This window comes from Sodalis sp. RH22, assembly GCF_047324165.1.
Lineage (GTDB): Bacteria > Pseudomonadota > Gammaproteobacteria > Enterobacterales > Enterobacteriaceae > Acerihabitans.
This window is the reverse complement of sequence record NZ_CP178731.1, coordinates 4,198,780-4,224,489: the sequence shown is the minus strand read 5'-3', so window position 1 is coordinate 4,224,489 and position 25,710 is coordinate 4,198,780. Positions and strand designations below refer to the sequence as shown.

At 55.6% G+C, this 25,710-nt stretch carries 22 protein-coding genes, 1 tRNA gene and 3 rRNA genes; 3 read left to right on the top strand and 23 right to left on the bottom strand.

The genetic code is table 11. The features are described 5' to 3' along the window. Positions 1–95 precede the first annotated feature (95 nt). Together rrf and ACL2XN_RS19135 are read right to left on the bottom strand one after the other, a co-directional pair. Positions 96–211, bottom strand: a 5S ribosomal RNA gene (gene rrf, locus ACL2XN_RS19140). Between the two features lie 125 nt (positions 212–336). Continuing rightward, positions 337–3,330: ribosomal RNA gene (locus ACL2XN_RS19135) — 23S ribosomal RNA — on the bottom strand. Between the two features lie 66 nt (positions 3,331–3,396). Between ACL2XN_RS19135 and ACL2XN_RS19130 the strand changes: the two genes are divergently transcribed. Beyond that, a complete protein-coding gene (locus tag ACL2XN_RS19130) occupies positions 3,397–3,612 on the top strand; it encodes a hypothetical protein (protein WP_413729266.1) in 216 nt (71 codons plus the stop codon). Between the two features lie 86 nt (positions 3,613–3,698). On the opposite strand, the gene ACL2XN_RS19125 is transcribed toward ACL2XN_RS19130, so the two are convergent. From ACL2XN_RS19125 to ubiD, 8 genes are all read right to left on the bottom strand, one after another. Continuing rightward, positions 3,699–3,774: transfer RNA gene (locus ACL2XN_RS19125), tRNA-Glu, on the bottom strand. A gap of 179 nt (positions 3,775–3,953) precedes the next feature. Continuing rightward, positions 3,954–5,496 (bottom strand): 16S ribosomal RNA (locus ACL2XN_RS19120). Together the 16S, 23S and 5S rRNA genes with 1 tRNA gene alongside form the textbook arrangement of a ribosomal RNA operon. 348 nt (positions 5,497–5,844) lie before the next feature. After that, on the bottom strand, positions 5,845–6,420 hold the full coding sequence (hemG, locus tag ACL2XN_RS19115; RefSeq protein ID WP_413729264.1) for a menaquinone-dependent protoporphyrinogen IX dehydrogenase: 576 nt from the start codon (positions 6,418–6,420) through the stop codon (positions 5,845–5,847). Between the two features lie 13 nt (positions 6,421–6,433). Next, positions 6,434–7,885, bottom strand: a complete 1,452-nt coding sequence (gene trkH / locus ACL2XN_RS19110) for a Trk system potassium transporter TrkH (RefSeq protein WP_410013105.1) — start codon at positions 7,883–7,885, stop codon at positions 6,434–6,436. Positions 7,886–7,932: 47 nt separating this feature from the next. Continuing rightward, positions 7,933–8,547 (bottom strand): IMPACT family protein, encoded by a 615-nt coding sequence (locus ACL2XN_RS19105; protein WP_410013104.1) that lies wholly within the window; start codon positions 8,545–8,547, stop codon positions 7,933–7,935. Further along, positions 8,547–9,878, bottom strand: a complete 1,332-nt coding sequence (pepQ, locus tag ACL2XN_RS19100; protein ID WP_413729263.1) for a Xaa-Pro dipeptidase — start codon at positions 9,876–9,878, stop codon at positions 8,547–8,549. Before pepQ ends, ACL2XN_RS19105 begins: the two co-directional genes overlap by 1 nt. A 78-nt stretch (positions 9,879–9,956) precedes the next feature. Continuing rightward, a complete protein-coding gene (gene fre, locus ACL2XN_RS19095) occupies positions 9,957–10,658 on the bottom strand; it encodes an NAD(P)H-flavin reductase (protein ID WP_413729261.1) in 702 nt (233 codons plus the stop codon). 51 nt (positions 10,659–10,709) lie between these two features. Next, the gene (gene ubiD / locus ACL2XN_RS19090) at positions 10,710–12,197 is read right to left on the bottom strand and encodes a 4-hydroxy-3-polyprenylbenzoate decarboxylase (RefSeq protein WP_410013101.1); all 1,488 of its coding nucleotides are present in this window, start codon (positions 12,195–12,197) and stop codon (positions 10,710–10,712) included. 192 nt (positions 12,198–12,389) lie between these two features. On the opposite strand from ubiD, the gene rfaH reads away from it, so the two are divergent. After that, positions 12,390–12,881: a transcription/translation regulatory transformer protein RfaH gene (gene rfaH / locus ACL2XN_RS19085; protein WP_410016697.1), complete on the top strand. Its 492-nt coding sequence runs from the start codon at positions 12,390–12,392 to the stop codon at positions 12,879–12,881. A gap of 76 nt (positions 12,882–12,957) precedes the next feature. Here rfaH and hemB read toward each other — a convergent pair whose 3' ends face one another. From hemB to ACL2XN_RS19020, 13 genes are all read right to left on the bottom strand, one after another. After that, complete coding sequence (gene hemB / locus ACL2XN_RS19080; RefSeq protein WP_410013100.1) at positions 12,958–13,977, bottom strand: porphobilinogen synthase; 1,020 nt, start codon at positions 13,975–13,977, stop codon at positions 12,958–12,960. 106 nt (positions 13,978–14,083) lie between these two features. Then, positions 14,084–14,863 (bottom strand): Sec-independent protein translocase subunit TatC, encoded by a 780-nt coding sequence (gene tatC, locus ACL2XN_RS19075; protein ID WP_410013099.1) that lies wholly within the window; start codon positions 14,861–14,863, stop codon positions 14,084–14,086. Then, positions 14,863–15,585 carry a Sec-independent protein translocase protein TatB gene (gene tatB, locus ACL2XN_RS19070; RefSeq protein ID WP_413729260.1) on the bottom strand — a complete coding sequence of 241 codons (723 nt, stop codon included), beginning with the start codon at positions 15,583–15,585 and terminating at the stop codon, positions 14,863–14,865. Before tatB ends, tatC begins: the two co-directional genes overlap by 1 nt. A gap of 3 nt (positions 15,586–15,588) precedes the next feature. Further along, complete coding sequence (gene tatA, locus ACL2XN_RS19065) at positions 15,589–15,966, bottom strand: Sec-independent protein translocase subunit TatA (protein ID WP_413729258.1); 378 nt, start codon at positions 15,964–15,966, stop codon at positions 15,589–15,591. 59 nt (positions 15,967–16,025) lie between these two features. Then, positions 16,026–17,663, bottom strand: coding sequence for a ubiquinone biosynthesis regulatory protein kinase UbiB (ubiB, locus tag ACL2XN_RS19060; protein ID WP_410013097.1), 1,638 nt, complete (start codon positions 17,661–17,663; stop codon positions 16,026–16,028). Next, positions 17,660–18,265, bottom strand: coding sequence for a ubiquinone biosynthesis protein UbiJ (gene ubiJ, locus ACL2XN_RS19055; protein ID WP_413721640.1), 606 nt, complete (start codon positions 18,263–18,265; stop codon positions 17,660–17,662). The genes ubiB and ubiJ overlap by 4 nt, the downstream gene beginning before the upstream one ends. Before the next feature lie 12 nt (positions 18,266–18,277). Continuing rightward, positions 18,278–19,036, bottom strand: a complete 759-nt coding sequence (gene ubiE / locus ACL2XN_RS19050) for a bifunctional demethylmenaquinone methyltransferase/2-methoxy-6-polyprenyl-1,4-benzoquinol methylase UbiE (RefSeq protein ID WP_331120775.1) — start codon at positions 19,034–19,036, stop codon at positions 18,278–18,280. Between the two features lie 74 nt (positions 19,037–19,110). Next, a complete protein-coding gene (gene rmuC, locus ACL2XN_RS19045; RefSeq protein WP_413729257.1) occupies positions 19,111–20,748 on the bottom strand; it encodes a DNA recombination protein RmuC in 1,638 nt (545 codons plus the stop codon). 70 nt (positions 20,749–20,818) lie between these two features. Continuing rightward, on the bottom strand, positions 20,819–21,349 hold the full coding sequence (locus ACL2XN_RS19040) for a DedA family protein (protein WP_410013094.1): 531 nt from the start codon (positions 21,347–21,349) through the stop codon (positions 20,819–20,821). A 140-nt stretch (positions 21,350–21,489) separates the two neighbouring features. After that, entirely contained in the window at positions 21,490–22,254 is a 765-nt protein-coding gene (gene udp, locus ACL2XN_RS19035) for a uridine phosphorylase (RefSeq protein ID WP_410013093.1), read from the bottom strand. Positions 22,255–22,357: 103 nt separating this feature from the next. Continuing rightward, complete coding sequence (locus tag ACL2XN_RS19030) at positions 22,358–22,867, bottom strand: hypothetical protein (RefSeq protein ID WP_413727533.1); 510 nt, start codon at positions 22,865–22,867, stop codon at positions 22,358–22,360. 342 nt (positions 22,868–23,209) lie between these two features. Beyond that, positions 23,210–23,719 (bottom strand): hypothetical protein, encoded by a 510-nt coding sequence (locus tag ACL2XN_RS19025; RefSeq protein ID WP_413721643.1) that lies wholly within the window; start codon positions 23,717–23,719, stop codon positions 23,210–23,212. A gap of 121 nt (positions 23,720–23,840) precedes the next feature. Next, the gene (locus ACL2XN_RS19020; RefSeq protein WP_413727532.1) at positions 23,841–24,623 is read right to left on the bottom strand and encodes a hypothetical protein; all 783 of its coding nucleotides are present in this window, start codon (positions 24,621–24,623) and stop codon (positions 23,841–23,843) included. 251 nt (positions 24,624–24,874) lie between these two features. Here ACL2XN_RS19020 and ACL2XN_RS19015 point away from each other — a divergent pair, with 251 nt between their 5' ends. Beyond that, positions 24,875–25,702, top strand: a complete 828-nt coding sequence (locus ACL2XN_RS19015) for a dienelactone hydrolase family protein (protein ID WP_410013089.1) — start codon at positions 24,875–24,877, stop codon at positions 25,700–25,702. Positions 25,703–25,710: the final 8 nt, after the last annotated feature.

Sequence of the window (25,710 nt, the reverse complement as noted above, 5' to 3'; positions counted from 1 at the left end):
TCCGCCTGTTGTCCTGCTCTCTTACTCGAGTAGCGAACTGCCAGGGTTACTTCACAACGCCTCTCGCTTCGCTCAAGGTATTGGTCTTAATGGATGCCTGGCAGTTCCCTACTCTCGCATGGGGAGACCCCACACTACCATCGGCGCTACGGCGTTTCACTGCTGAGTTCGGCATGGGGTCAGGTGGGACCACCGCGCTAGTGCCGCCAGGCAAATTCGTTACCAACCGTCATCCTGCTTCTGATGACCATCGGCCTTTATCCGGAACTTCGCTGAAAATTCTCTCGCCGCCCCTTGGGGCGACGCTCTCTTCGCGTCAAACACTTTAGGTGTTGTAAGGTTAAGCCTCACGGGTCATTAGTATCGGTTAGCTCAACGCATCGCTGCGCTTACACACCCGACCTATCAACGTCATCGTCTTTAACGTCCCTTCAGGTGACTTAAAGCCACAGGGAAGACTCATCTCGAGGCAAGTTTCCCGCTTAGATGCTTTCAGCGGTTATCTCTTCCGCACGTAGCTACCGGGCAATGCCATTGGCATGACAACCCGAACACCAGTGGTGCGTCCACTCCGGTCCTCTCGTACTAGGAGCAGCCCCTCTCAATCTTCCAACGCCCACGGCAGATAGGGACCGAACTGTCTCACGACGTTCTAAACCCAGCTCGCGTACCACTTTAAATGGCGAACAGCCATACCCTTGGGACCTACTTCAGCCCCAGGATGTGATGAGCCGACATCGAGGTGCCAAACACCGCCGTCGATATGAACTCTTGGGCGGTATCAGCCTGTTATCCCCGGAGTACCTTTTATCCGTTGAGCGATGGCCCTTCCATTCAGAACCACCGGATCACTAAGACCTGCTTTCGCACCTGCTCGAGCCGTCACTCTCGCAGTCAAGCTAGCTTATGCCTTTGCACTAACCTCACGATGTCCGACCGTGATTAGCTAACCTTCGTGCTCCTCCGTTACTCTTTAGGAGGAGACCGCCCCAGTCAAACTACCCACCAGACACTGTCCTCGACCCAGATTATGGGCCGGAGTTAGAACATCAAACATTAAAGGGTGGTATTTCAAGGTTGGCTCCATGCAGACTGGCGTCCACACTTCAAAGCCTCCCACCTATCCTACACATCAAGGCTCAATGTTCAGTGTCAAGCTATAGTAAAGGTTCACGGGGTCTTTCCGTCTTGCCGCGGGTACACTGCATCTTCACAGCGAGTTCAATTTCACTGAGTCTCGGGTGGAGACAGCCTGGCCATCATTACGCCATTCGTGCAGGTCGGAACTTACCCGACAAGGAATTTCGCTACCTTAGGACCGTTATAGTTACGGCCGCCGTTTACCGGGGCTTCGATCAAGAGCTTCTCCTTACGGATAACCCCATCAATTAACCTTCCGGCACCGGGCAGGCGTCACACCGTATACGTCCACTTTCGTGTTTGCACAGTGCTGTGTTTTTAATAAACAGTTGCAGCCAGCTGGTATCTGCGACTGGCTTCAGCTCGGGGAGCAAGTCCCTCCACCTAATGCCAGCGTGCCTTCTCCCGAAGTTACGGCACCATTTTGCCTAGTTCCTTCACCCGAGTTCTCTCAAGCGCCTTGGTATTCTCTACCTGACCACCTGTGTCGGTTTGGGGTACGATTCGATGTGACCTGGAGCTTAGAGGCTTTTCCTGGAAGCGTAGCATCAATTCCTTCACCACCGTAGTGGCTCGTTATCACGCCTCAGTGTTGAATGAAAGAGCGGATTTACCTGCTCTTTCCACCTTCACGCTTAAACCGGGACAACCGTCGCCCGGCGAACCTAGCTTTCTCCGTCCCCCCTTCGCAGTCACACCCAGTACAGGAATATTAACCTGTTTCCCATCGACTACGCCTTTCGGCCTCGCCTTAGGGGTCGACTCACCCTGCCCCGATTAACGTTGGACAGGAACCCTTGGTCTTCCGGCGAGCGGGCTTTTCACCCGCTTTATCGTTACTTATGTCAGCATTCGCACTTCTGATACCTCCAGCAGCCCTCACAGGCCACCTTCGCAGGCTTACAGAACGCTCCCCTACCCAACGGACATATCCTTAAGTCAACTCGACGTGATGAACGCATTGACGTCCCTGCGCTCCGTCAATCGTTTTTCCGTACAATTGTCTTAAGTGATATGTCCGCTGCCGCAGCTTCGGTGCATGGTTTAGCCCCGTTACATCTTCCGCGCAGGCCGACTCGACCAGTGAGCTATTACGCTTTCTTTAAATGATGGCTGCTTCTAAGCCAACATCCTGGCTGTCTATGCCTTCCCACATCGTTTCCCACTTAACCATGACTTTGGGACCTTAGCTGGCGGTCTGGGTTGTTTCCCTCTTCACGACGGACGTTAGCACCCGCCGTGTGTCTCCCGTGGTAACATTCTTCGGTATTCGCAGTTTGCATCGGGTTGGTAATCCGGGGTGGACCCCTAGCCGAAACAGTGCTCTACCCCCGAAGATGAATTCACGAGGCGCTACCTAAATAGCTTTCGGGGAGAACCAGCTATCTCCCGGTTTGATTGGCCTTTCACCCCCAGCCACAAGTCATCCGCTAATTTTTCAACATTAGTCGGTTCGGTCCTCCAGTTAGTGTTACCCAACCTTCAACCTGCCCATGGCTAGATCACCGGGTTTCGGGTCTATACCCTGCAACTTAACGCCCAGTTAAGACTCGGTTTCCCTACGGCTCCCCTAAACGGTTAACCTTGCTACAGAATATAAGTCGCTGACCCATTATACAAAAGGTACGCAGTCACCCTGATAAATCAAGGCTCCCACTGCTTGTACGTACACGGTTTCAGGTTCTATTTCACTCCCCTCGCCGGGGTTCTTTTCGCCTTTCCCTCACGGTACTGGTTCACTATCGGTCAGTCAGGAGTATTTAGCCTTGGAGGATGGTCCCCCCATCTTCAGACAGGATATCACGTGTCCCGCCCTACTCATCGAGCTCACAGCACTTGCACCTTCGGATACGGGGCTATCACCCTGTGTTGCCGGACTTTCCAGACCGTTCTCCTGATGCAAACGCTGATGGTGACTCTGGGCTGTTCCCCGTTCGCTCGCCGCTACTAGGGGAATCTCGGTTGATTTCTTTTCCTCGGGGTACTGAGATGTTTCAGTTCCCCCGGTTCGCCTCAATACGCTATGGATTCACGTAATGATAGTGCAACGAATTGCACTGGGTTTCCCCATTCGGACATCGCCGGCTGATAGCGCTTCATATCAGCTCACCGGCGCATTTCGCGGATTAGCACGTCCTTCATCGCCTCTGACTGCCTAGGCATCCACCGTGTACGCTTATTCACTTAACCTCACAACCCTAAAGTGTCTTCGGAATGGCTGCGAAAGGTCCCTGCCGGTGTTGCGCGGTGCTCGCCATGCTCATGGACATACAGTCCACTCCGCTGGCTGCGCGCCGTGCGCCTTGGCCGGGACTTTCTCGCTCATCCCTCAACAAGGTCACCATCGACACGGCGACCTTATTAGGTTTGCTTGCTTTGAGAGAATCGCATACTGATTTTGCTCAGCATGTTTTTTTCAAATTTTCAGCTTGTTCCGGATTGTTAAAGAGCATGTATTTCGCAGCATACTGATACGCGGTTGCGTAACAATGTGCTCTGAAATCATCAGACAATAAAGGCGGGTCTGGTTTGGTTAACAGGTCGTATGAAAAAGAGTTTGGCGTCCCCTAGGGGGTTCGAACCCCTGTTACCGCCGTGAAAGGGCAGTGTCCTAGGCCACTAGACGAAGGGGACAGGAGTGCGTTTGTGAGATAAGTTGTCGTCAATAGGCAACGAATTCTTATGCCACCGTTTTTTATCAACCCTGCCTTAACATTCAGGAAGAGGGCATGACAAAAAACCATACGAGCTGTTTGCTCATTACAGTTATCAGACAATCTGTGTGGACACTACACAATTAGTATCTATTTCGGTAAGGAGGTGATCCAACCGCAGGTTCCCCTACGGTTACCTTGTTACGACTTCACCCCAGTCATGAATCACAAAGTGGTAAGCGCCCTCCCGAAGGTTAAGCTACCTACTTCTTTTGCAACCCACTCCCATGGTGTGACGGGCGGTGTGTACAAGGCCCGGGAACGTATTCACCGTGGCATTCTGATCCACGATTACTAGCGATTCCGACTTCATGGAGTCGAGTTGCAGACTCCAATCCGGACTACGACGCACTTTGTGAGGTCCGCTTACTCTCGCGAGTTCGCTTCTCTTTGTATGCGCCATTGTAGCACGTGTGTAGCCCTACTCGTAAGGGCCATGATGACTTGACGTCATCCCCACCTTCCTCCGGTTTGTCACCGGCAGTCTCCTTTGAGTTCCCGACATTACTCGCTGGCAACAAAGGATAAGGGTTGCGCTCGTTGCGGGACTTAACCCAACATTTCACAACACGAGCTGACGACAGCCATGCAGCACCTGTCTCAGAGTTCCCGAAGGCACAACCTCATCTCTGAAGTCTTCTCTGGATGTCAAGAGTAGGTAAGGTTCTTCGCGTTGCATCGAATTAAACCACATGCTCCACCGCTTGTGCGGGCCCCCGTCAATTCATTTGAGTTTTAACCTTGCGGCCGTACTCCCCAGGCGGTCGATTTAACGCGTTAGCTCCGAAAGCCACGGCTCAAGGCCACAACCTTCAAATCGACATCGTTTACAGCGTGGACTACCAGGGTATCTAATCCTGTTTGCTCCCCACGCTTTCGTACCTGAGCGTCAGTCTTCGTCCAGGGGGCCGCCTTCGCCACCGGTATTCCTCCAGATCTCTACGCATTTCACCGCTACACCTGGAATTCTACCCCCCTCTACGAGACTCTAGCCTGCCAGTTTCAAATGCAGTTCCCGGGTTAAGCCCGGGGATTTCACATCTGACTTAACAGACCGCCTGCGTACGCTTTACGCCCAGTAATTCCGATTAACGCTCGCACCCTCCGTATTACCGCGGCTGCTGGCACGGAGTTAGCCGGTGCTTCTTCTGCGGGTAACGTCAATCAACAAGGTTATTAACCTTATCGCCTTCCTCCCCGCTGAAAGTGCTTTACAACCCGAAGGCCTTCTTCACACACGCGGCATGGCTGCATCAGGCTTGCGCCCATTGTGCAATATTCCCCACTGCTGCCTCCCGTAGGAGTCTGGACCGTGTCTCAGTTCCAGTGTGGCTGGTCATCCTCTCAGACCAGCTAGGGATCGTCGCCTAGGTGAGCCATTACCTCACCTACTAGCTAATCCCATCTGGGTTCATCCGATGGCGTGAGGCCCGAAGGTCCCCCACTTTGGTCTTGCGACGTTATGCGGTATTAGCTACCGTTTCCAGTAGTTATCCCCCACCATCAGGCAGATCCCCAGACATTACTCACCCGTCCGCCGCTCGCCGGCAAAGTAGCAAGCTACTTCCCGCTGCCGCTCGACTTGCATGTGTTAGGCCTGCCGCCAGCGTTCAATCTGAGCCATGATCAAACTCTTCAATTAAAAGCTTGATGCTCAAAGATTGTCATACTGTTAATCTTATGAATTAACTGTTTGTTCACTCTTCAAGACTTGGTATTTTTGTGTTTCGATACGGTCTTGTGAGTGCCCACACAGATTGTCTGATAAATTGTTAAAGAGCATGGCCAGCGTGATAACAAAACTCACCCGGCGCGGGTTGCGTATATTACGCTTTCCCGTTGAAGAGTCAAGCTTTTATTTGCCCGTACCGGGCGCTTTTCCCTTCCCGACCCGGCGTCGCGTTAGCGTTTGTTCCCGGTCAGTGGAGGCGCATTATAGGGAATTCCCGCAGCGTGACAAGCGCTAATTGCTTATTTTAAGTTGATTGGTTTAATTTTCGACAAACTGATGCGTTTCTCGTGACTTGAGCCCGTTTTTACCGGTTAACCCGGCAAAACCGCGGGCAAAATCGCCCACCTGTTGCCAGTCGGTATATTCCACTTCTTTTGTGCTGTCGGTTTCGCCGCCGGTCATGCGCATGATCAGCTGGATCATGACACGATCGAACCAGCGGTAATGCGGATAGCGCAGCGCACCGGCGAAAACCGCGCAACTATCCGGTCGCCAGGGCGTAGCCGCGAGAAATTTGCGTGTATAGGCATTGGTTTGCGGCGTGCGTTTATCCGCTTTGCGGGCGGTCAGGTTGACGGCAAAAAACGCGCTGGGCAACCGGTTAAGCCAATCCAGGTGCTGTTTGATAAAATCATGCAGCTCGGCGGCAAAATGTCCGTAGCGGATCGCGGCCCCGATCAGCACCCGATCGTAACGTTGCAAATCGCATTGCCCAGCCAGGCCCAGGTCGACAACATCGCAGGCGTGATTATCCGCGATAAGGCGTTCGGCGATAAACCGGGCGATTTTCAGCGTCTGCCCATCCCGGGTGGAATACAGAATCAGAGTGTACATAACAAATCCTCGGTTATTCGCGCCAGAACGTCGGGGTAAACAATACCAGCAAGGTAAAGACCTCCAGGCGGCCGAACAGCATGGTCAGGATCAGAATCCATTTCGCCACCGCGTTCATGGAGGAGAAATTTTCCGCCACCACCCCCAGGCCGGGACCCAGGTTGTTCAGCGTCGCGGTCACGGCGGCAAAGGCGGAAAAATTATCAACGCCGGTGGCGATAATCGCCAGCATGCTGACGATAAAGACTAATACATACGCGGAAAAGAACCCCCAGACTGCTTCCAGGATACGCTCCGGCAGCGCACGGTTGCCGAGCTTGATAGTATAGACGGCGTTGGGATGGACCAATCGCTTCAGTTCCCGCGAACCCTGCAGGTACAGCAGCAGGATACGGATTACTTTCAAACCGCCGCCCGTCGAACCGGCGCAGCCGCCGATAAATGCCGAGCAAAGCAACAAAATAGGCAGGAACAACGGCCAGCGGGCGATGCTGTCGGTAGTAAAGCCGGCAGTGGTCGCCATGGAAACCACCTGGAAAAAGGCTTGGTTGAGGGTTTGCAAGCCGCTTTGGTAAACATCGTAGCGCCAGAGGATAAGCGTACACACCATGACCAGGATAAACTGCACGCTGATAAACATCCTGAATTCCGGATCGCGCCAGTAGACCCGCAGGTTATGGCCGCTCAGCACGGCGAAATGCAGACCGTAGTTGCAGCCGGAAATCAGCAGGAACACCGCTACGATGGTGTTGATCATCGGACTGTTGTAATAGCCGATACTGGCATCGTGGGTGGAAAAGCCCCCCAGCGCAATGGTGGAAAAGCTATGGCTGATGGCATCGAAAACCGACATGCCCGCGCCCCACAGCGCCAGCGCGCAGGCGATGGTCAGGGTGATATAGATAAGCCATAACGTTTTGGCGGTTTCGGCGATCCGCGGTCGCATTTTGTTATCTTTCAGCGGGCCGGGCATTTCGGCGCGGTAAAGCTGCATGCCGCCGACGCCGAGAATCGGCAGGATCGCCACCGCCAGTACGATGATACCCATGCCGCCGAACCACTGCAGCATCTGGCGGTAGAACAGGATGGCCTTGGGCAGGCCGTCAAGCCCCACCAGGGAGGTGGCGCCGGTGGTGGTCAGGGCGGAAAACGACTCAAAAAACGCATCGGTTACCGACAAATCGGGATGTTCGGCAAACAAGAACGGCAAGGCCCCTACGCTGCCTAATACGGTCCAGAACAGGACGACTATCAGAAACCCCTCCCGTGATTTCAGCTCATGTTTCTGCTGACGATTGGGCAACCATAATACCAATCCAATCAATAGGGCGAAAAAAAAGGTTTGCGTAAAAGCGCTGCCGGCGCCGTCACGGTAGATCAGCGCCACCAGGCCGGGAACAATCATCGTTCCCGAGAAGAGCATGACCAGTAGGCCGACAATACGGGTTATGGCGCGAAAATGCATTTCAGCACGATCCTTAATATTTTATTTAACTGTGGCCGGGTATGGAGCTATTGCGCAACGGGCGCTAATTGCAATGCCCCCCGGCTGAGATCGCGCAGCTTTTCCTCGGCCATTGCGACCCGGGCGATAGGAATGGCTACCCTGAGTATAATGGATTCGCCATAATCGCACTGGACGACGCGTCCCCCGGTCTGGTTGACCACCGCGTCAATCCAGGCCTGCTGCTCATAACGACATGACACCATAAACTCGGCCTGGGGAACCCTCTGCGTGCGGGCCATGCGTTGTAACGCCTCCCGCACGCCGCCGCCGTAGGCCTTCACCAGCCCGCCGGTGCCAAGCCTGATGCCGCCATAGTAACGCACCACCACCGCGGTAATCTCGCCGAGTCCCGACCCCATCAGTTGCGCCAGCATAGGTTTGCCGGCGGTTCCCGACGGCTCGCCGTCATCGGAAAAACCAAGCTGTTGCGAATCCTGCGGAGGCCCGGCGATATACGCCCAGCAATGATGGGCCGCCCCGGGATGCTCGCAGCGGCTTTGCCGGATCAGCTCCCTGGCGGCCTCGATGCCCGGGGTGGGGGCAAGGAGGGTGATAAAGCGGCTTTTTTTGATCTCCATAGACGCCGTTACCGGCGCCGCGGGAACAAAATAGGCGTGCATTATGCCAGTTTCAGATTGCGTGTCATATTTTCGATCTGCTTATCCATGATAACGATATTATCCTCGATACGGATACCGCCATAGGGTTTAAACAGTTCGATGCGCCGCCAGTTGAAATGCCGGCTAAAGCTGCCCGCGCGCCACGGGGCAAGCAGTGATTCAATAAAATAGAAACCCGGTTCGATGGTCATCACCATGCGCGGTTCCATAACGCGGGTACAGCGCAGATAAGGGTACAGGGCCGGCGCCGCCAGGCGGGTGCCGCGATCGTCCTGCAAAAAGCCGCCGGCGTCATGCACCTGCAGCCCAAGCGGATGTCCCAGCCCGTGGGGAAGGAACGGGCCGGTGATGCCTTCGCTCACCATGGTCTCTTCATCAAGACCGGTCACGAGATCAAACCGGGCCAGCAGACGGGCGATGCGCCGGTGCATCTGGATATGATATTCAATGTAATTGACGCCCGCCTCCATGGTACCGATAAGGGCCTGCTGCTCGATATCCATGGCGGCGACCAGCTGAGCGAATTCAGACTCTTTTTGCGCCGCATAAGTACGGGTCAGGTCGGCCGCATACCCATTGTATTCGGTACCGGCGTCAATCAGGAAGCTGTGTACCCGCTCGGGCAGGCGCTGATCGAGTTTAGTGTAGTGCAATACCGCGGCGTGCTCATTCAGGGCAATGATGTTGCCGTAGGGTACATCGATATCACGATGGCCGGTTGCCGACAGGTAAGCAATATTGATATCGAACTCGCTCATGCCGGCCTGAAAGGCCTCATGCGCCGCCCGATGCCCTATGACCGCGGTCTTTTGCGCCTCGCGCATACAGGCCAGCTCGTAATCGGTCTTATAGGCGCGGTGGTAGTGGAAATAATCCAGTACCGGTTGGGGGTTAAGCTGGTCGGCTTTCAGGCCCAGGGACGACGCCCTTTGCGGCGACGAGCCAATATAGGCCGCGTTGCCGCGTCCGGACGGCAGCAATGAACCGATATCGTCGGGATTCGCAATCGGGATGATATCGATGAAAGGGGTCCAGAAACTCTCAGGCAACGGCTCGACGCTGTACCAATAATCGACCGGCGCATAGAACCAAAGTTTGGGCTTATTGACGCCGTCGACCCAGAGCCAGCAATGCGGCACGCCGGTGACCGGCAGCCAGGCCTTGAACTGTGGATTGACCTTAAAAGGGTAATCATGGTCGTCGAGGAACGCCGTGATCGGTTCGCCGGAATGGATCAGCAGCGCATCCAGGTTATGCAGGGCCAGCACCTCGCGCGTGCGTTTTTGCAGCGTCGCGAGATGGTCCTGGTAAAGAGTAGAAAAAGATTCCATGGTCTGACCTTATTTTACCGCGCAATTGCCGCCATCTTAGCATAGCGTCCCGGCGGATGAACCCTCCCGCCGCAGCGATCAGATAAAGGCAAACGCATCGCCGAAGATCCGGCCGGGAATGGCGTCGCGTTCCGCGCAAAAACGCTCGCGGGCGATTTTAGCCATTTCGAAACGGCCGGCGATATAGATATCGTACGCCGCCAGGGAACCGTAGTCCTGCAGCACCGCGCTGAGCACCGTTCCGGTCCGGCCCTGCCAGTTTTCGTCCGGCTGTTCGACCACCGGCACCACTTTCAGGCGCGGATGCAGCAGGGTCAGCGCTTCCAGTTCGCCCAGATCGTAGAGATGCTGTAACTCCCTGCCGCCCCAATAAATAGCCACTTCCCGCTCAGGTTGATTGGCGAGCACGGTCAGCAGGATTGAGCGGGCATAAGAAAAACCGGTGCCGCCGGCGATAAGGACCATGGGCCGCTCGGTATCGTCACGCAGCCAAGCCTCGCCATGCGGGATATCGACGGTAATTTCACGATCTTTCAAGATGCGATCCATAACGGCCATCGCATACAGATTCAGTTCGGAAGCCCCGATATGCAGCTCGATTATCGCGTTCTCCATGGGCGTCGACGCCAGGGAAAAGGGGCGTTTGTCGCGTTCATCCATCACTACCATCAGATACTGACCGGCGCGAAAACTAAAAGCCGCTTCCGGGACCAGGCATACCCGATATACCGTATCGGTGATGGCATCCACGGAAGTGACCTTACAGGTCAATGTTGTCATGCATTCCCTCTGTCGGGCTAATAAGCAAAATGGAATGGAGGGCTGTAACTATCATCGCCCTTTACCACTGTCTTTTAATATGGCCAGTTCGTCCCACAACGCATCAACGCGGGCGCGAACCCCGTCGTCCATGCGAATCGGGGTGCCCCACTCGCGCGAAGTTTCCCCCGGCCATTTGTTGGTGGCGTCCATTCCCATTTTTGAACCCAATCCGGAAACCGGCGAGGCAAAATCCAGGTAATCTATCGGCGTATTTTCCATTAACACCGTATCGCGCGCGGGGTCCATCCGGGTCGTGATGGCCCAGATAACATCCTGCCAGTTACGCGCGTTGATATCATCATCGCATACGATGACAAATTTGGTATACATGAATTGACGCAGAAACGACCACACCCCCATCATGACCCGTTTGGCATGGCCCGCATATTGTTTCTTGATGGTTACTACCGCCAGGCGGTAGGAACAGCCTTCGGGCGGCAGGTAAAAATCGACGATTTCCGGAAACTGTTTTTGTAAAATGGGAACGAAGACTTCGTTAAGCGCCACGCCCATGACCGCCGGTTCATCCGGCGGCCGGCCGGTGTAGGTGGAATGATAAATGGCGTTCCGCCGCTGGGTGATATGGGTAATGGTGAATACCGGGAACTCATCCACTTCGTTATAATAGCCGGTGTGATCGCCATAAGGGCCTTCGGGAGCCGTTTCACCCGGTTCAAGATATCCTTCCAGCACGATTTCGGCGCTGGCGGGCACCTCGAGATCGCAGGAGATGCACTTTACCACCTCGGTCTTATAGCCGCGCAGCAGGCCGGCGAACGCATATTCGGACAGACTGTCGGGCACCGGCGTGACGGCGGCCAGGATGGTGGCCGGATCGGCGCCCAGCGCCACCGCCACCGGAAAGCGTTCGCCCGGATGGGCCGCGCGCCATTCCTGGAAGTCCAGCGCGCCGCCGCGATGCGACAGCCAGCGCATGATGACTTTGTTTTTACCCAGCACCTGCTGGCGGTAAATGCCCAGGTTCTGGCGTTCCTTGTGCGGTCCGCGGGTGACCGTCAGGCCCCAGGTGATAAGCGGCGCCACGTCGCCCGGCCAGCAGTGCATAATGGGAATACGGCCGAGATCGACATCCTGGCCCTGCCAGATTTGCTCCTGGCACGGCGCGGAGCTAAGCCGTTTGGTCGGCATATTCAGCACCTGGCGGAATTTCGGCGCCTTATCCAGCAGATCGCGAAAGCCTTTTGGCGGCTCCGGTTCTTTCAGGAAGGCCAGGAGTTCCCCCACCTCCCTGAGCGCCGCCACGCTCTCCTGGCCCATGCCCAGCGCCACCCGTTCCGGCGTGCCGAACAGATTGCACAGCACCGGCATGGCATAGCCTTTGGGGTGTTCAAACAGCAGCGCCGGCCCGCCCGCGCGCAGGGTACGGTCGGCGATTTCCGTCATTTCCAAATAGGGATCAATGGGCAGGGTGATTCGTTTCAATTCTCCCCGCTGTTCCAGCAAGGATAAAAAATCGCGCAAGTCTCGGTATTTCATAGCGTCATCGGATGCCGGGTTATATTTGCATTATAAAGTCTGTTTAACAGCCATGCCGCCCTTTTGTCAAAATTGATGGTAAATATGCTGTTTTTTTATGCGCCGCGCGCTGCGGCCTATAATAATGTCACGCTGTTTATTTAGGGGGGCCTTTGTTATGCTGGGCCACCGGAGATAGGGGTGCATCAGATTATGGAAGCATGGTATTTATTGTATTGTAAACGCGGCCAGATGATGAGGGCGAAAGAGCACTTGGAAAGACAGGCGGTGGCGTGTATGAGTCCAATGGTCACCCTGGAAAAAATCGTCCGCGGCAAACGCACGACCGTCAACGAACCGTTGTTTCCCAACTATCTGTTTATTGAGTTTGATCCGGAACGTATCCATACCACCACCATCAGCGCCACCCGCGGCGTGAGCCATTTCGTGCGTTTCGGCAACCTGCCGGTGACCATTGCGGCCGAGGTTATCGAGGAACTGCGCGATCATGCCTACGAAGGGGTGACCGACCCGCAAACGCCGTATGTCGGCGATCTGGTCGTGATTACCGATGGCGTCTTCGAAGGACTCCAGGCGATTTATAGCGAGCCCGACGGCGAAGCGCGCTCCATGCTGCTGCTCAATTTCCTCAACAAACAGGTCTGTCAAAGCATAGACAACAAACAGTTTCAAAAGATTTTGTAGCCTGATAAACCGCCGGGAATTAGCCCCTGAGGACTAAGCCGCCCGCTGACGCGTTGCGAAGGAGCGGCTTGTTTATTCAGCGCCTCAGGTGATCGTCATGCAGCCATTGGGCGACGCGTTTGGAGAAGTAGGTCAGGATACCGTCGGCGCCGGCGCGCTTGAAGCACAGCAGCGATTCCATGATGGCCGGTTTTTCCTGCAGCCAGCCGTTCTGGATCGCCGCCATATGCATGGCGTACTCGCCGGACACCTGATAGGCAAAGGTCGGCACGCCGAAGGTTTCCTTCACCCGATGTATCATATCCAGATAAGGCATGCCCGGTTTCACCATCACCATATCGGCGCCTTCCTGCAGGTCCTGCGCCACTTCCTGCAACGCTTCGTCGCTATTGGCCGGATCCATTTGATAGGTTTTTTTATCGCCACCCTTCAGGTTGGCGCTTGAGCCTACCGCATCGCGAAACGGGCCGTAATAGCAAGACGCATATTTCGCCGAATACGCCATGATCTGATTGTTGACTAATCCCTGCTGCTCGAATTTTTCGCGTATCGCGCCGATGCGCCCATCCATCATATCGCTGGGCGCGACGATTTCCGCGCCCGCTTCGGCGTGACACAACGCCTGGCGCACCAGGATTTCCTTGGTGATGTCGTTAATCACATAACCCTGGTCGTCGATGATGCCGTCCTGGCCATGGGTCGTGTAGGGATCCAGCGCGACGTCGGTCAGCAGCCCCAATTCCGGTACCGCGTCTTTCAGCGCGCGGATAGTGCGCGGAATCAGGCCCTCGGGATTATAGGCTTCTTCCGCCAGCAGCGATTTGTAGGGCGCTTCAATAACCGGAAACAACGACAGCACCGGCACACCCAGCTTGGCCACCGCTTCCGCTTCCTTGATCAGCAGATCAAGCGTCATGCGATACACTCCCGGCATGGACGGCACTTCCTGCTGGCGCTGTTTGCCTTCCATGACAAATACCGGATAAATCAGATCATTGACGGACAGATGGTTTTCCGCCACCAGGCGGCGGCTGAAATCATAGCGCCTCACCCTGCGCAGGCGGCGATGGGGGAAGTTGCCAAATACAGTGCTCATAGTCTTTCTCCTGAATAACGCCGTCCGTGACGCTGGCGGCGTTTAGATTATTCTGTTTAAAACCAGAACCGCCCGAAAGGGCGGTTCAGAAGCTGACAAACGACGCTTAGTCCCCATCCTGGGGATCTTCGGTATTGTCGTCCGATGTGCCCTCCTGGCCGCGCCGTCCTTTGCCGACGTAAAACCGGGCGCAAAAAAGGCCGATTTCAAACAGCAGGTACATCGGGATCGCCAGCAGCGTTTGGGAAAAAACGTCCGGCGGCGTCAAGAGCATACCGACCACAAAGGCGCCGACCAGTACATAAGGCCGTTTTTTCTTCAGATCGTCGGGTGTGACCACGCCGGTCCAGCATAACAGCACTATGGCTATCGGCACCTGGAACGACACGCCGAAGGCCATAAACAGCGCCATGACAAAATCGAGGTAATTATTGATGTCGGTGGCGATCAACACCCCGCGCGGCGCGGTTTGGGCAAAGAAGCTAAAGGCCAGTGGAAAGACGATAAAATAAGCAAAGGCCATGCCCGCATAAAACAACAGCGTGCTGGAGAACAGCAGCGGCATCATCAGACGCCGTTCATGCTTATATAACGCCGGCGCGATAAAGGCCCAGACCTGGTACAGCAGCAGGGGCGCGGAAGCAAATACCGAAACGATAATCGTCAGCTTGATAGGCGTAAAAAACGGCGACGCCACATCGGTTGCGATCATACTGGCGCCGGCCGGCAAATGTTTGATCAAAGGTGCCGAAACGATCTGATAGATATCATTGGCGAAATAGACCAGCGCCAGGAACACCGCCAGCACACTGAGAATGCAGTACAGTAAACGCTTACGCAGCTCGATTAAATGGCTGATAAGCGGTTGGGTATCTTCAACGGCCATTATTCGCGATCATTATTTTTAAGGGGTGTGGGGGCGGCCGCGCTGTCCGGCGCCGGAGCCTGTCCGTGCCGGAGCAGGGTAGCATCATGTGGGAACGGGCCGTTATTGGCCGGCGTGGGCGTCGCCGGCGGTGCTTCGGCCTGGGCCGGCCTGGACGTTGTCGGAGCTTCGGCCTGGGCCGGCTGGGACATTGTCGGCGCTTCGGCCTGGGCCGGCTGGGACATTGTCGGCGCTTCGGCCTGGGCCGGCTTGGGCGTTGTCGGCGCTTCGGCCGTCATCGGTCCGGGTGTCGCCGCCGGCGCCATCGGCGGCGCGTCTGCTTGAGTTGCGCCTTCCGCCGGCGTCACGCCGTCATGAATCGCTTCCGGATCGGTTATCAACGGGTTATGGATCGTCTGGGGCGTGGTCTCGCTATCGGGAACCATTTTGCTGTGAAAGCTTTTTTTCATGGAATCGGCCGCTTCGCGCAGCTCTTCCATTGAGGCTTTCAGTTCCGGCGACAGGTTATCCTTGCTGGCCTGCTCGACTTTTTTCAGGCTGTCCTGCAATTCCTGCAGCTTAAGCTCTTGGCTCAATTCGTTTTGTACCGTGGAGGCCAGCGAGCGTAGCGCCCTGACCCAACCGACCACGGTACGCACGGCCACGGGCAAACGCTCGGGGCCGAGAACCACAAGCCCAATCACGAACACCAGGGCCAGCTCACCAAATCCAATGTCAAACACAGCTTATACCTGCTTGTTGTCTTTGTTTACCGTTTCGTCCGGCCGCGGCGGCGGCGGCTGAAGGGGTTGCTGCGCCGGCTGGGATTGCTGCGGCTGCGGCTGGGATTGCTGCGGCTGCGGCTGGGATTGCTGCGGCTGCGGCTGGGATTGCTGGGGTTGAGGCTGCTGCGGTTGTGCGATGGTCTTCGCCGCAAAGTCAGCATCCTGGCCGGTTTTATCCGTGTCCCGCGGAGCAGGTTTGTCATCATCGTTCATGGCCTTTTTGAAGCCCTTGATGGACGCGCCCAAATCCGCGCCCATGCCGCGCAGCTTGTTGGTGCCGAATAGCAGCACCACGATGACCGCGATAATTAATAATTGCCAAATACTGATGCCGCCCATGATATTACCTCTGTTTAGGGGTTAATTCGAGTTACCGGATTTTGCCGGACCCGCAAAATTTACGCAGTGCGTTTCCAGCCAACGATCCAGCTTACTATGCCGGCAGCCATTAACCAGGCGGGAAACGATGACATCTCGTTACCCAATGATAATAAAAAAGTACCGCACAGCAGCAGCGTGGCGCCGATACCGAATAAAAACCGCGCCTGCCCCTGCCGGACGTGCTGTCCTTTTAGCTCGACGGTCAGCTTGTCGACGCTCTTTTGCAGCGATCTATGATGCTTGAATCCTTCATAAATCAGTTCCGGCAGTTCGGGCAGTTTTTCCGCCCAGAACGGCGCCTTTTCCTTCATCGCCCGCAAAATAGCCGGGATACCCACCTGATCCTTGATCCAGGTTTCCAGGAAGGGTTTGGCCGTTTTCCATAAATCCAGCTGCGGATAAAGCTGGCGGCCGATACCCTCAATGTAGAGCAGCGTTTTTTGCAGCAATACCAGCTGCGGCTGCACTTCCATATTAAACCGCCGGGCGGTGTTGAACAGATTCAGCAAGACGTGGCCGAAGGAAATATCCGCCAGGGGTTTTTCGAATATGGGCTCACACACGGTACGGATGGCAAACTCAAAATCCTCCACGTTGGTATCGGGCGGCACCCAGCCCGAATCTACATGGAGTTCCGCCACCTTACGGTAATCGCGATTGAAAAAAGCGATAAAATTCTCAGCCAGATAGCGCTTATCTTCTTTATTCAGCGAGCCGACGATGCCGCAATCTATCCCGATATACTGCGGGTCGTCCGGATGTTCAAAACTGACGAAAATATTGCCGGGATGCATGTCCGCATGAAAAAAACTATCACGAAACACCTGCGTAAAGAAGAGCTGCACGCCGCGTTCCGCCAATAATTTCATATTGGTTCCCTGTTTTTCCAGCGCCGCCACGTCGGAAACCGGCACACCGTAGATGCGCTCCATCACCATCATGGTTTCACTGCAATAATCCGGGTAAACCTCGGGGATATACAGCATCGGACTGTTCTCGAAGTTGCGCCGCAGCTGGATGCAGTTGGCGGTTTCGCGCAGCAGGTTCAGTTCATCAAGCAGGGTTTTTTCATATTCCAGCACCACTTCCACCGGCCGCAGGCGGCGGCCGTCCGGCAACAGCCGGGGCAGCCAGCTGGCCAGGCGGTACATCAGGCGCATATCGGCCTTGATCATCGGCATGATATCCGGGCGGATCACTTTGATCACCACCTCTTTGCCGTTTTCTTTTAAACGCGCGGTATGCACCTGGGCAATAGAAGCCGATGCCAGGGCGACCTGATCGAAATCATCGAACCAGGCCTCCAGCGGCTGTCCCATGGCTTTTTCAATATGCTGGCGCGCCAGCGCGCCGTCGAAAGGCTTGACCCGATCCTGCAGCATGGCCAGCTGATCGGCAATCACCGGGGGAAACAAATCACGCCGGGTCGACAACATCTGGCCGAACTTGATCCAAACCGGCCCCAGTTCCTGAAGCGCCAGGCGCAACCGGACCCCCAACGGCTCATCAAGATGCTCATTGGGAAGCCAGAATATCAGCCGGCGTCCCAGGCGCAGCGGCAGGGTGAGGCGTATTTTGGGAATCAGCTCGTCCAGCCCGTAACTGAGCAGCACCCGCACGATAAAATAAAGGCGACGCAGTTCTCCCACAATCATCGGCCGGACTCCAGTTTTGCCAGGCGGGCCGTTAAGGCGGCCCCAGCGCGGTCTATCGCATCGACTTCGTCACTGAACCACGCCAGCTCCAGGGAGGAAGGCGATAAGCGCCACTCCTCGGTTACCGCCTGGCCCAGCCGGGTTTGCTGTTCGCCCAGACGCCGTCGCAGCCCGCAGGCATGGGCGCGTAATTTTTGTGTCAAGCCTTCGGCGACGATATCGCCCACATAAGGCGCCAGTAGCTCCGCCGGGTCTACCTCGGCCATGTCCAGCAGCGCGACAAACTGCTGCACCACCTGCAAATCCCCGTCTACGTCCAGTGAGCCTTGTTTGATTAATAACGGCAACTGCTGGCGCCGGCGCAGGGCCGGCAGGGCGGAGAAGTGCGTTCTGACGGTACAGTCGGCCGGTCCGTCCCAGGCGGCCAATACATCCGCCTGGCTCTCGCCGAACACCAGGATAACCGGGCTGTCCAGTTCGGCCAGCTCAAAGCGCAGCACCTTGCCCTTCAGGCGTTGGCGTGCCGGCTTCAAAAACCCATCTTTATACAGCAGGCGTTTCAGCGCGGTTTCAAGCGTTGCGGTAATCAATAACATCAGCATGTCATTTCCCGATCAGAATTTGTAACCGCGATGCAGGGCAACGATACCTCCGGTCATATTAAAATATTCGGCGCTGTCAAAACCGGCGTCCAGCATCATGGCTTTCAGCGTTTCCTGGTCCGGATGCATGCGGATGGATTCGGCCAGGTAACGGTAGCTGCCGGCGTCGCGCGCCACCATCTCGCCGATGCGCGGCAAGACATGGAAGGAGTAGAGGTCGTAGGCCTTGTTCAACGGCTTGAACAACGGCGTGGAGAATTCCAGGATCAGCAGGCGTCCGCCCGGCTTAAGCACCCGGTACATGGAGCGCAGCGCCTGCTCTTTTTCGGTCACGTTACGCAATCCGAACGAGATGGTGATGCAATCGAAGGTGTCGTCCGGGAACGGCAATGCCTCGGCATTGGCCTGCACATAGCGCACGTTGCCGATGATGCCTTTATTACGCAGCTTTTCGCGGCCCACCTTTAACATGGAATCATTGATATCGGCCAGCACCACTTCGCCCTCCTCGCCCACCAGGCGGGAAAACTTGGCGGTCAGATCGCCGGTGCCGCCGGCCAGATCCAGAACCTTCTGCCCGCGGCGCACGCCGCTGCAATGAATGGCGAAACGTTTCCACAGACGGTGGATGCCAAACGACATCAGGTCATTCATCAAATCATATTTTGCCGCAACGGAATGAAAGACATCCGCCACCATGACCGCCTTCTCGTCCTTAGCAACGGTGCGGAAGCCGAAATGGGTCGTTTCACGCTGGTCTTCATCTGCCATGTTTTTATGCCCTGCTTGATCAGTTATCAGAGAAGTGTAACAGAAGCGGGCTGAAAGCCCCACTCCGACACCCCCTACCTGAGCGGGTATTCTTCCTGCTCCCGGTGCGAAGTCTCCGCCGCCGGGGCGTCCCCGTCAACCGGCGGCGTTAATTCATCCCCGCCGGGTTTCAGATCGCCGCCGCGCCCGCCCGCTTCGTCCGCGGACGGCGCGCCGTCATCGTCATACAGCCCTGAGACCGCCCCTTCCCCCGGCGGGTCGGTATAGGGTTGGCGCCCGGATTCCTCCGCCAGGACCGGATTGATCGGACGTTTGATTTCAACGCCGAGCGCCCTGAATCCTTCAGCCTGGCTGATGAGATTACCACGCCCCTGCGCCAGTTTATTCATGGCCTGGCGATAGACTGCCTGCGCTTTGTCCAGGCTTTGGCCGACGGCGGTCATATCGTCGACGAACAGCCGCATTTTGTCGTACAGCCGCGCCGCCCGCTCGGCAATATGCTGCGCGTTGCGGCTCTGGTGCTCATAGCGCCACAGGTTATTAATGGTGCGCAGCGCCACCAGCAGCGTGGTCGGGCTGACGAGCATGATATTCTGCTTCAGCGCCTCGCCAATCAGCTCCGGCTGCTTATCTATAGCCAGCATAAAGGCCGGTTCGACGGGGATAAACATCAACACATAATCCAGCGAGCGTAAACCAGGCAATTGTTGGTAATCTTTTCTGCCGAGCAAACGCATGTGCCCGCGCAGCGAATTGATATGCTCCAGCAGCGCGGCCTGGCGCTCCAGGTCGTCATCGCTGTTGAAAAAACGTTCATAGGCCACCAGGGACATTTTGGCGTCGATGACCACATCCTTGCCCTGCGGCAGGCGCACGATCACGTCGGGCTGCATGCGGTGGACAGCATCGACCTGGATATTCACCTGGGTCTGGTATTCATACCCTTCCCGCAGTCCCGAGGCTTCCAGCACCCGGCTCAATACCACCTCGCCCCAATTGCCCTGGGTTTTGTTATCGCCTTTCAACGCGCGGGTAAGGTTAACCGCTTCCCGCGCCATTTCGGCGTTAAGCTGCTGCAGGCTGCGGATTTCATGGGTGAGGGTATGGCGCTCGCGCGCCTCCTGCCCGAAACTGTCCTGGACCTGCCGGCGAAAGCCGTCCAACTGCTCGCGCAGTGGCATAAGCAGCAAATCCAGGCTTTGCCGATTGAGTTCATCCACTTTACGCCCGCTTTGTTCGAAGATCCGGTTGGCCAGGTTTTCAAACTGCGCCGCCAGCCGCTGCTCGCTGTTGACCAGCAGGCGCTGTTTTTCCTCGGCGGCCAGACGGGTTTCCTCCAGGCGAATGGTGACTTCGCGCAGCTCCGCTTCCTGCGCGCTGTTCACCTCGCGCTGTGCCCGCAGTTCCTGGTTCAGTTGCTCGCATTCGCCGCGCCAGTGCGCCAACGGCGCCAGCCGTTCCTCGGCGGTGGCGAGACGCCCGTACAGGTCGCGCATCTCCCGCTCAGCGGCGCGCAGCTGCTGCTCGCACTGGCGATAAGCGGCCTGCGCACGTTCCACCTCCTGCTGCGCCGTCGCCAGAGATTGCGTGCGCAGGCGCAGCTCCGCCTCAGCGCGCCCCTGCTGCCGCTGATAACGGGTCGCGGCGATAAGCAGACCGGCCAGCACCCCGATTGCCAAGCCGCCCAGGCCGTAAAACAGGCTGAAATCCATGTTACCTCCGCCTAAAACAATACTGACTGCCACGTTAAGGGCGAACTGTATAGATGTCCAGCGGGTTTTATCAGCCGATGAAGCGGCTAAGCCATTGGATGCCAAACGCCCCGGGCGCCAGCAGGCCGAAAGCCCAGACCGCGGCCGAGCCGAGATTGGCCAGTTGGAAATAGAATCTGGGCATGCCGCAAATGCCGGCTACCAACGGCACCACCGCGCGCAGCGGGCCGAAAAAACGCCCGAAAAAGGCGCCGGCGATACCCCAGCGGTCGAAAAAGGCCTGCCCGCGCGCCAGCATATGGGGATGCCGGGAAAACGGCCAGAGATGCTCCAGCCGCTCCTGGTAATGATATCCCAGCCAATAGGAGAGCCAGTCGCCAAAAAAACCCCCGGCCACCGCCGCGGCATAGACCGGCCAGAAAGCAATGCCGGCCTCGCCGATAAGCGCGCCCAGCGCCAGCAAAATGACGGTGGCGGGCAGCAGCAGCGATAAAAACGCCAGGGATTCGCCAAAAGCGAGAATAAACACGAGCGGAATGGCCCAGAATTGCTGCTGGCGGACAAATTCGGTGGTATGGGCAATGATTTCATCCAATGACAAGGCGGCTCCCTTGGCGCAGGGCGGTAAAGTACCGGGAAGACCGGTAGGGGGAGTTTGTATCCTATGATGCCATGACAAAGCGCGGGTAGATTAAACCGGGGGCAAACGACCGGGAACTTTATCCCGGCCGCGAAAAAGGCTCAGGCAAGCAGCAGCCGGGCGGCCTCGACCACAATGCTTACCGCCGCGCTTTCCGTTTGCTGCATCGTCAACGCGTCGGGGATTTCCTGCTGGGTGCGGTTGACGATCACCCCCGCCACCATGCCGGCGCGTAACCCCTGGGTGGAGCACATGGTCAATAAGGTAGCGGATTCCATTTCATAATTCATCACCCCCATTTCCTGCCATTCGCGCATGGACCCCTTGAAGCGGCTGACCACCCGTCCCGAAAAGGTGTCATACCTTTCCTGCCCCGGATAAAAAGTATCCGACGAGGCGGTAACGCCGATATGGACCCCGGCCCCGAGTCGCCGGGCCGCCGTCACCAGCGCGGTGGTACAGTCGAAATCGGCCACCGCGGGATATTCCATGGGCGCGAAATGCAGGCTGGCGCCGTCGAGTCGCACCGCGGCGGTGGTCACCAGCACATCCCCTACCGGGATTTGCGGCTGTATGGCGCCGGTGGTGCCCACCCGCAAAAATGTCCGGATGCCCAATTGCGCCAATTCCTCGACGGCGATGGAGGTGGACGGGCCGCCGATGCCGGTGGAACAGACAATCACCGTCTGACCGGCAAGACCCGCGCGCCAGGAGGTGAATTCGCGGTGGCTGGCCAGCGGCTCGGGATCGTCCATCAAACGGGCGATTTTCTCCACCCGCTGCGGATCGCCGGGAATGATGGCCAAGGTGGCGCCGCGCAGATCGGCATGCGTCAGGCCAAGATGAAAGACATCGGAAGCGGACATGGCAGATACCTCTGAGAATAAAATGTTAGCACGCAGATAATATCGACATTATCCATTTTTTATCCGCCATTGTCCGGTGGCATGTCACATTCACTGAGACAGGCTAAGCCGTCGCCACCTCATGGAACAATAGCTTCATTTTCTCATTGTCCCGAATGGCCGTAATCAGGCTGGCGAAGACCTCATAAGGCGTCATATGCCCCCCATCGTCGATGATTCCCCTCAGCCAGGTACCGATTATGGTCCACGCCTGCTCTTTCATCAGGGACATCACCTCATACAGCAGTTTCTGGACGCCGTATTGCGCAACTTTTATTCCTGTAGCAAACAAAGACGCGACTGACGAGACCTCGCGGCCGATACCGAACAGGCGCCCCACCGCGTTGCCGACGCCGGCAAGCCCCGAGACCAGTTTCGTCAGCCCGCTGGCGTTAACTATTTTTTGCGCGAAGCGGGCGACGGCCGTAAAGGGCGAGGTGGCGGAGGCCTCCGGAGCGTTTTTAACCCCGAAAACACGTTTGGCTAATATCTTTTTGCCCGGACCGCTGTTTTGTTCAGTGGTTTTTGGGACTACAGTACTGTCTGGCATGGAATGACTGGCAGAGATATACATGACAATTCTCCCGTGACATGGAATTTGATAAGGCCTGCCCTTTTAACATAGCTATTAATTACTCCTGATAATAGTTTCTTGGCTATCATAAAAGGAAATATCCTTTTTCTGGGTAGTGAAATGCAAAAAATGAGAATACGGAATATAATTCAAGCGCAGCACTTTGAATGAACGTTGCATTTTCGTCAAAGACAATTTTCATTTAATGCTATTTTTATTGGGCGCTATATAAGTAAGATTAATGGCGCCCAAACCGGCCGAGATATTTATAGAGAGAGCCATTCCCCGAAAGGAGGCTCACCGGCCGGGGAAATCAGCTCTATATCCCCCTCCCCAAACACGTTAGGACATAGAGAAGGTTATCAGCAGATAGTTGATTATGGGATGTTCACTAATACATGCCGCTAAGTACTCACGAACGACTCCCGCGCCGACATTCATCATCTCGCTCACTTTATCAAGGCAGGTTTGCAGCATAGGGTATAACGTTTCCCGGGAGAAAGAGGTTATTTCCTCCAGTAGGGGCGATGCGCCTTTTTGCACCGCGTCGGCAAGATAATCATAGACTTTGGCCAGGATAGCCATCGAACCGCTTACCGTTCCCGCAATCACGAATGCCCTCCCGGCTCCCGCGAATGAAGCGGCCAGGGGACTGGACCCGAGCCCGATAACGGCGCAACCGAGCGCCGCGCCTTGCATGAGTGTGACCAGTTGTGGCGCAATGGTGGACAGGGTGTCGACACCGTTCCTGACCATTTTCAGCATACCCGCCAAACCGCTGGGGGCGTTATCGGCGGCGGCGTTTACGCCGATCGCCACCGGTGGGGGTAGATGGGCAATGGATATCGTCATGAAAAAACCTTTAAAATTGTAAAAACACCCGGCAGAATTTGTCTCATCCTGCAAACTTTAGTACGTGAATATAAATAAACTACTCACTTGTTGCGTTATTATTACCACGTCAAAATTATCTTCATTGCCTCGATGGCTGCATAAAAAGGTGGCTGAGCAAGAGGAATATCTTTTGCGTCATATTTTTCAGCGCATCAAAAAAAGGATTGATGATAAGATCTTTTATCGTCAAAACTGCACGCTCAATAGCTGTATTTATCTTACCGCTTAGGAATTTGAATGCGGCCACTATATTATCTATTAAATTTTTCGCTTGAATAAAAAAAGCCACTGATTTCTGCAATGCTTTTAAAAAAAACAGACCTTTTTCATAGTCGTTTTTTTCTTTCTCAACGAGATTGATAATATCATGTGTGCTCTTGCTCACCAGTTCGGCCATACTCAACGGGACGCAAAATGCTTTCTCATGTTCGGGGTTTACTATTCTATTAATAAGATCAGGTAAATGGCTATGGGTGATAAATTTAATCATGCCGACAAGGGGCATATCCTGATTTCTAGGGCCATGGCCCGGATAATGCTCGGTTGCATTTAGGGCGAACCCGCCTATTGCCGGCATTTTCTGCATAAAAAGGCCCCCGTTAGCGCAAAAATGAGTCACATTTCCTACGTATTTCATAAGAGTTGACATTTTACGGAAATACATTCGCTCACATAAATGTTCGGCAGCGAAGGCGATCTGGCTTATATAATAAAATGAATTGGCCATGCTTATTACGCTATTCACAATCTCTTTTAGGCTGTTTTTTAATCTATCAAGGCAATGTGATCCACGGAGGTGAAGAAAGCCATCCGCCAAGGCGGGGGGGTGGTGATTTATATATACAGTGTCCATATTAACCATATTGAAATATTCCTGTCAGAAGCAATAGATAAACTAAATACTTAAAATATTCTTATCTGTTAAACCAAGCTGACCTTAACTAACAAAAACCATAAAAACTTTAAAAAAAAGCTCTTTTCGCCGGTGACGTGATATTTATCACCTATTTAGAAAGCTTTTCCATGCAAAAAAATGGCCGTTCTCGACGGTTCAATAACCCGCCGACTTGACTATAATAAGGGCTGCAATCACTGGATAACCAAGGTATCCCAATGACTCCTGACGACACCATCGCTTCGGTAACCTCCCGCGCCGGATTTGCGCCGGCCGCCGGTACACCGGCTTCCTCTGCGATCCATACCGACGACATCGGGCTGATTGCGGCCATGACGACGATTACCACCCAGGGTAAGGAAATGCCGGCCTATATGGCGCGTCCCGCCGGGGATGGCGAACGCTTTCCGATAGTGCTGGTCGTCCAGGAAATTTTTGGCGTGCATGAGCATATCCGCGACCTGTGCCGCCGCCTGGCAAAACAGGGCTATCTGGCCGTGGCCCCGGAGCTTTATTTCCGCCAGGGCGATCCGAGCGCTTATGATGATATTCCTACATTATTCCAACAGTTGGTCAGCAAGGTACCGGATTCTCAGGTGATGGCCGATTTGGATCATACCGCGCATTGGGCGGCGCGCCATGGCGGCGACAGCCGGCGCCTGGCGATCACCGGTTTTTGCTGGGGAGGGCGAATCGCGTGGCTGTATGCCGCCCATAATCCGCAGCTCAAGGCGGCGACGGCCTGGTATGGCAAACTGGTGGGTGACAAAACCCTGACTACGCCACGCCATCCGGTGGATGTCGCCGCGGAGCTCACCGCGCCGGTGCTGGGTTTGTACGGCGGGCAGGATACCAGTATTCCGCAGGCGAGTATTGATGCCATGCGCCAGGCGGTCAGCGCCGCCAACGCGGTTGCGGAGATTATGGTCTACCCCGATGCGGGACATGCGTTTAATGCCGATTACCGCGCCAGTTACCATGCGCCGTCGGCCATCGACGGCTGGCGGCGTATGCTGGCATGGTTTGATAAGTACGGCGTGAAATAAATTAAGGC

Bases quoted from the DNA above. Each gene is read 5' to 3' on its own strand.
- ACL2XN_RS19130 (WP_413729266.1), top strand. From the start codon at position 3,397: ATGCTCATGGACATACAGTCCACTCCGCTGGCTGCGCGCCGTGCGCCT.
- hemG (WP_413729264.1), bottom strand. From the start codon at position 6,420: ATGTACACTCTGATTCTGTATTCCACCCGGGATGGGCAGACGCTGAAA.
- trkH (WP_410013105.1), bottom strand. From the start codon at position 7,885: ATGCATTTTCGCGCCATAACCCGTATTGTCGGCCTACTGGTCATGCTC.
- ACL2XN_RS19105 (WP_410013104.1), bottom strand. From the start codon at position 8,547: ATGCACGCCTATTTTGTTCCCGCGGCGCCGGTAACGGCGTCTATGGAG.
- pepQ (WP_413729263.1), bottom strand. From the start codon at position 9,878: ATGGAATCTTTTTCTACTCTTTACCAGGACCATCTCGCGACGCTGCAA.
- fre (WP_413729261.1), bottom strand. From the start codon at position 10,658: ATGACAACATTGACCTGTAAGGTCACTTCCGTGGATGCCATCACCGAT.
- ubiD (WP_410013101.1), bottom strand. From the start codon at position 12,197: ATGAAATACCGAGACTTGCGCGATTTTTTATCCTTGCTGGAACAGCGG.
- rfaH (WP_410016697.1), top strand. From the start codon at position 12,390: ATGGAAGCATGGTATTTATTGTATTGTAAACGCGGCCAGATGATGAGG.
- hemB (WP_410013100.1), bottom strand. From the start codon at position 13,977: ATGAGCACTGTATTTGGCAACTTCCCCCATCGCCGCCTGCGCAGGGTG.
- tatC (WP_410013099.1), bottom strand. From the start codon at position 14,863: ATGGCCGTTGAAGATACCCAACCGCTTATCAGCCATTTAATCGAGCTG.
- tatA (WP_413729258.1), bottom strand. From the start codon at position 15,966: ATGGGCGGCATCAGTATTTGGCAATTATTAATTATCGCGGTCATCGTG.
- ubiB (WP_410013097.1), bottom strand. From the start codon at position 17,663: ATGATTGTGGGAGAACTGCGTCGCCTTTATTTTATCGTGCGGGTGCTG.
- ubiJ (WP_413721640.1), bottom strand. From the start codon at position 18,265: ATGCTGATGTTATTGATTACCGCAACGCTTGAAACCGCGCTGAAACGC.
- ubiE (WP_331120775.1), bottom strand. From the start codon at position 19,036: ATGGCAGATGAAGACCAGCGTGAAACGACCCATTTCGGCTTCCGCACC.
- rmuC (WP_413729257.1), bottom strand. From the start codon at position 20,748: ATGGATTTCAGCCTGTTTTACGGCCTGGGCGGCTTGGCAATCGGGGTG.
- udp (WP_410013093.1), bottom strand. From the start codon at position 22,254: ATGTCCGCTTCCGATGTCTTTCATCTTGGCCTGACGCATGCCGATCTG.
- ACL2XN_RS19030 (WP_413727533.1), bottom strand. From the start codon at position 22,867: ATGTATATCTCTGCCAGTCATTCCATGCCAGACAGTACTGTAGTCCCA.
- ACL2XN_RS19025 (WP_413721643.1), bottom strand. From the start codon at position 23,719: ATGACGATATCCATTGCCCATCTACCCCCACCGGTGGCGATCGGCGTA.
- ACL2XN_RS19020 (WP_413727532.1), bottom strand. From the start codon at position 24,623: ATGGTTAATATGGACACTGTATATATAAATCACCACCCCCCCGCCTTG.
- ACL2XN_RS19015 (WP_410013089.1), top strand. From the start codon at position 24,875: ATGACTCCTGACGACACCATCGCTTCGGTAACCTCCCGCGCCGGATTT.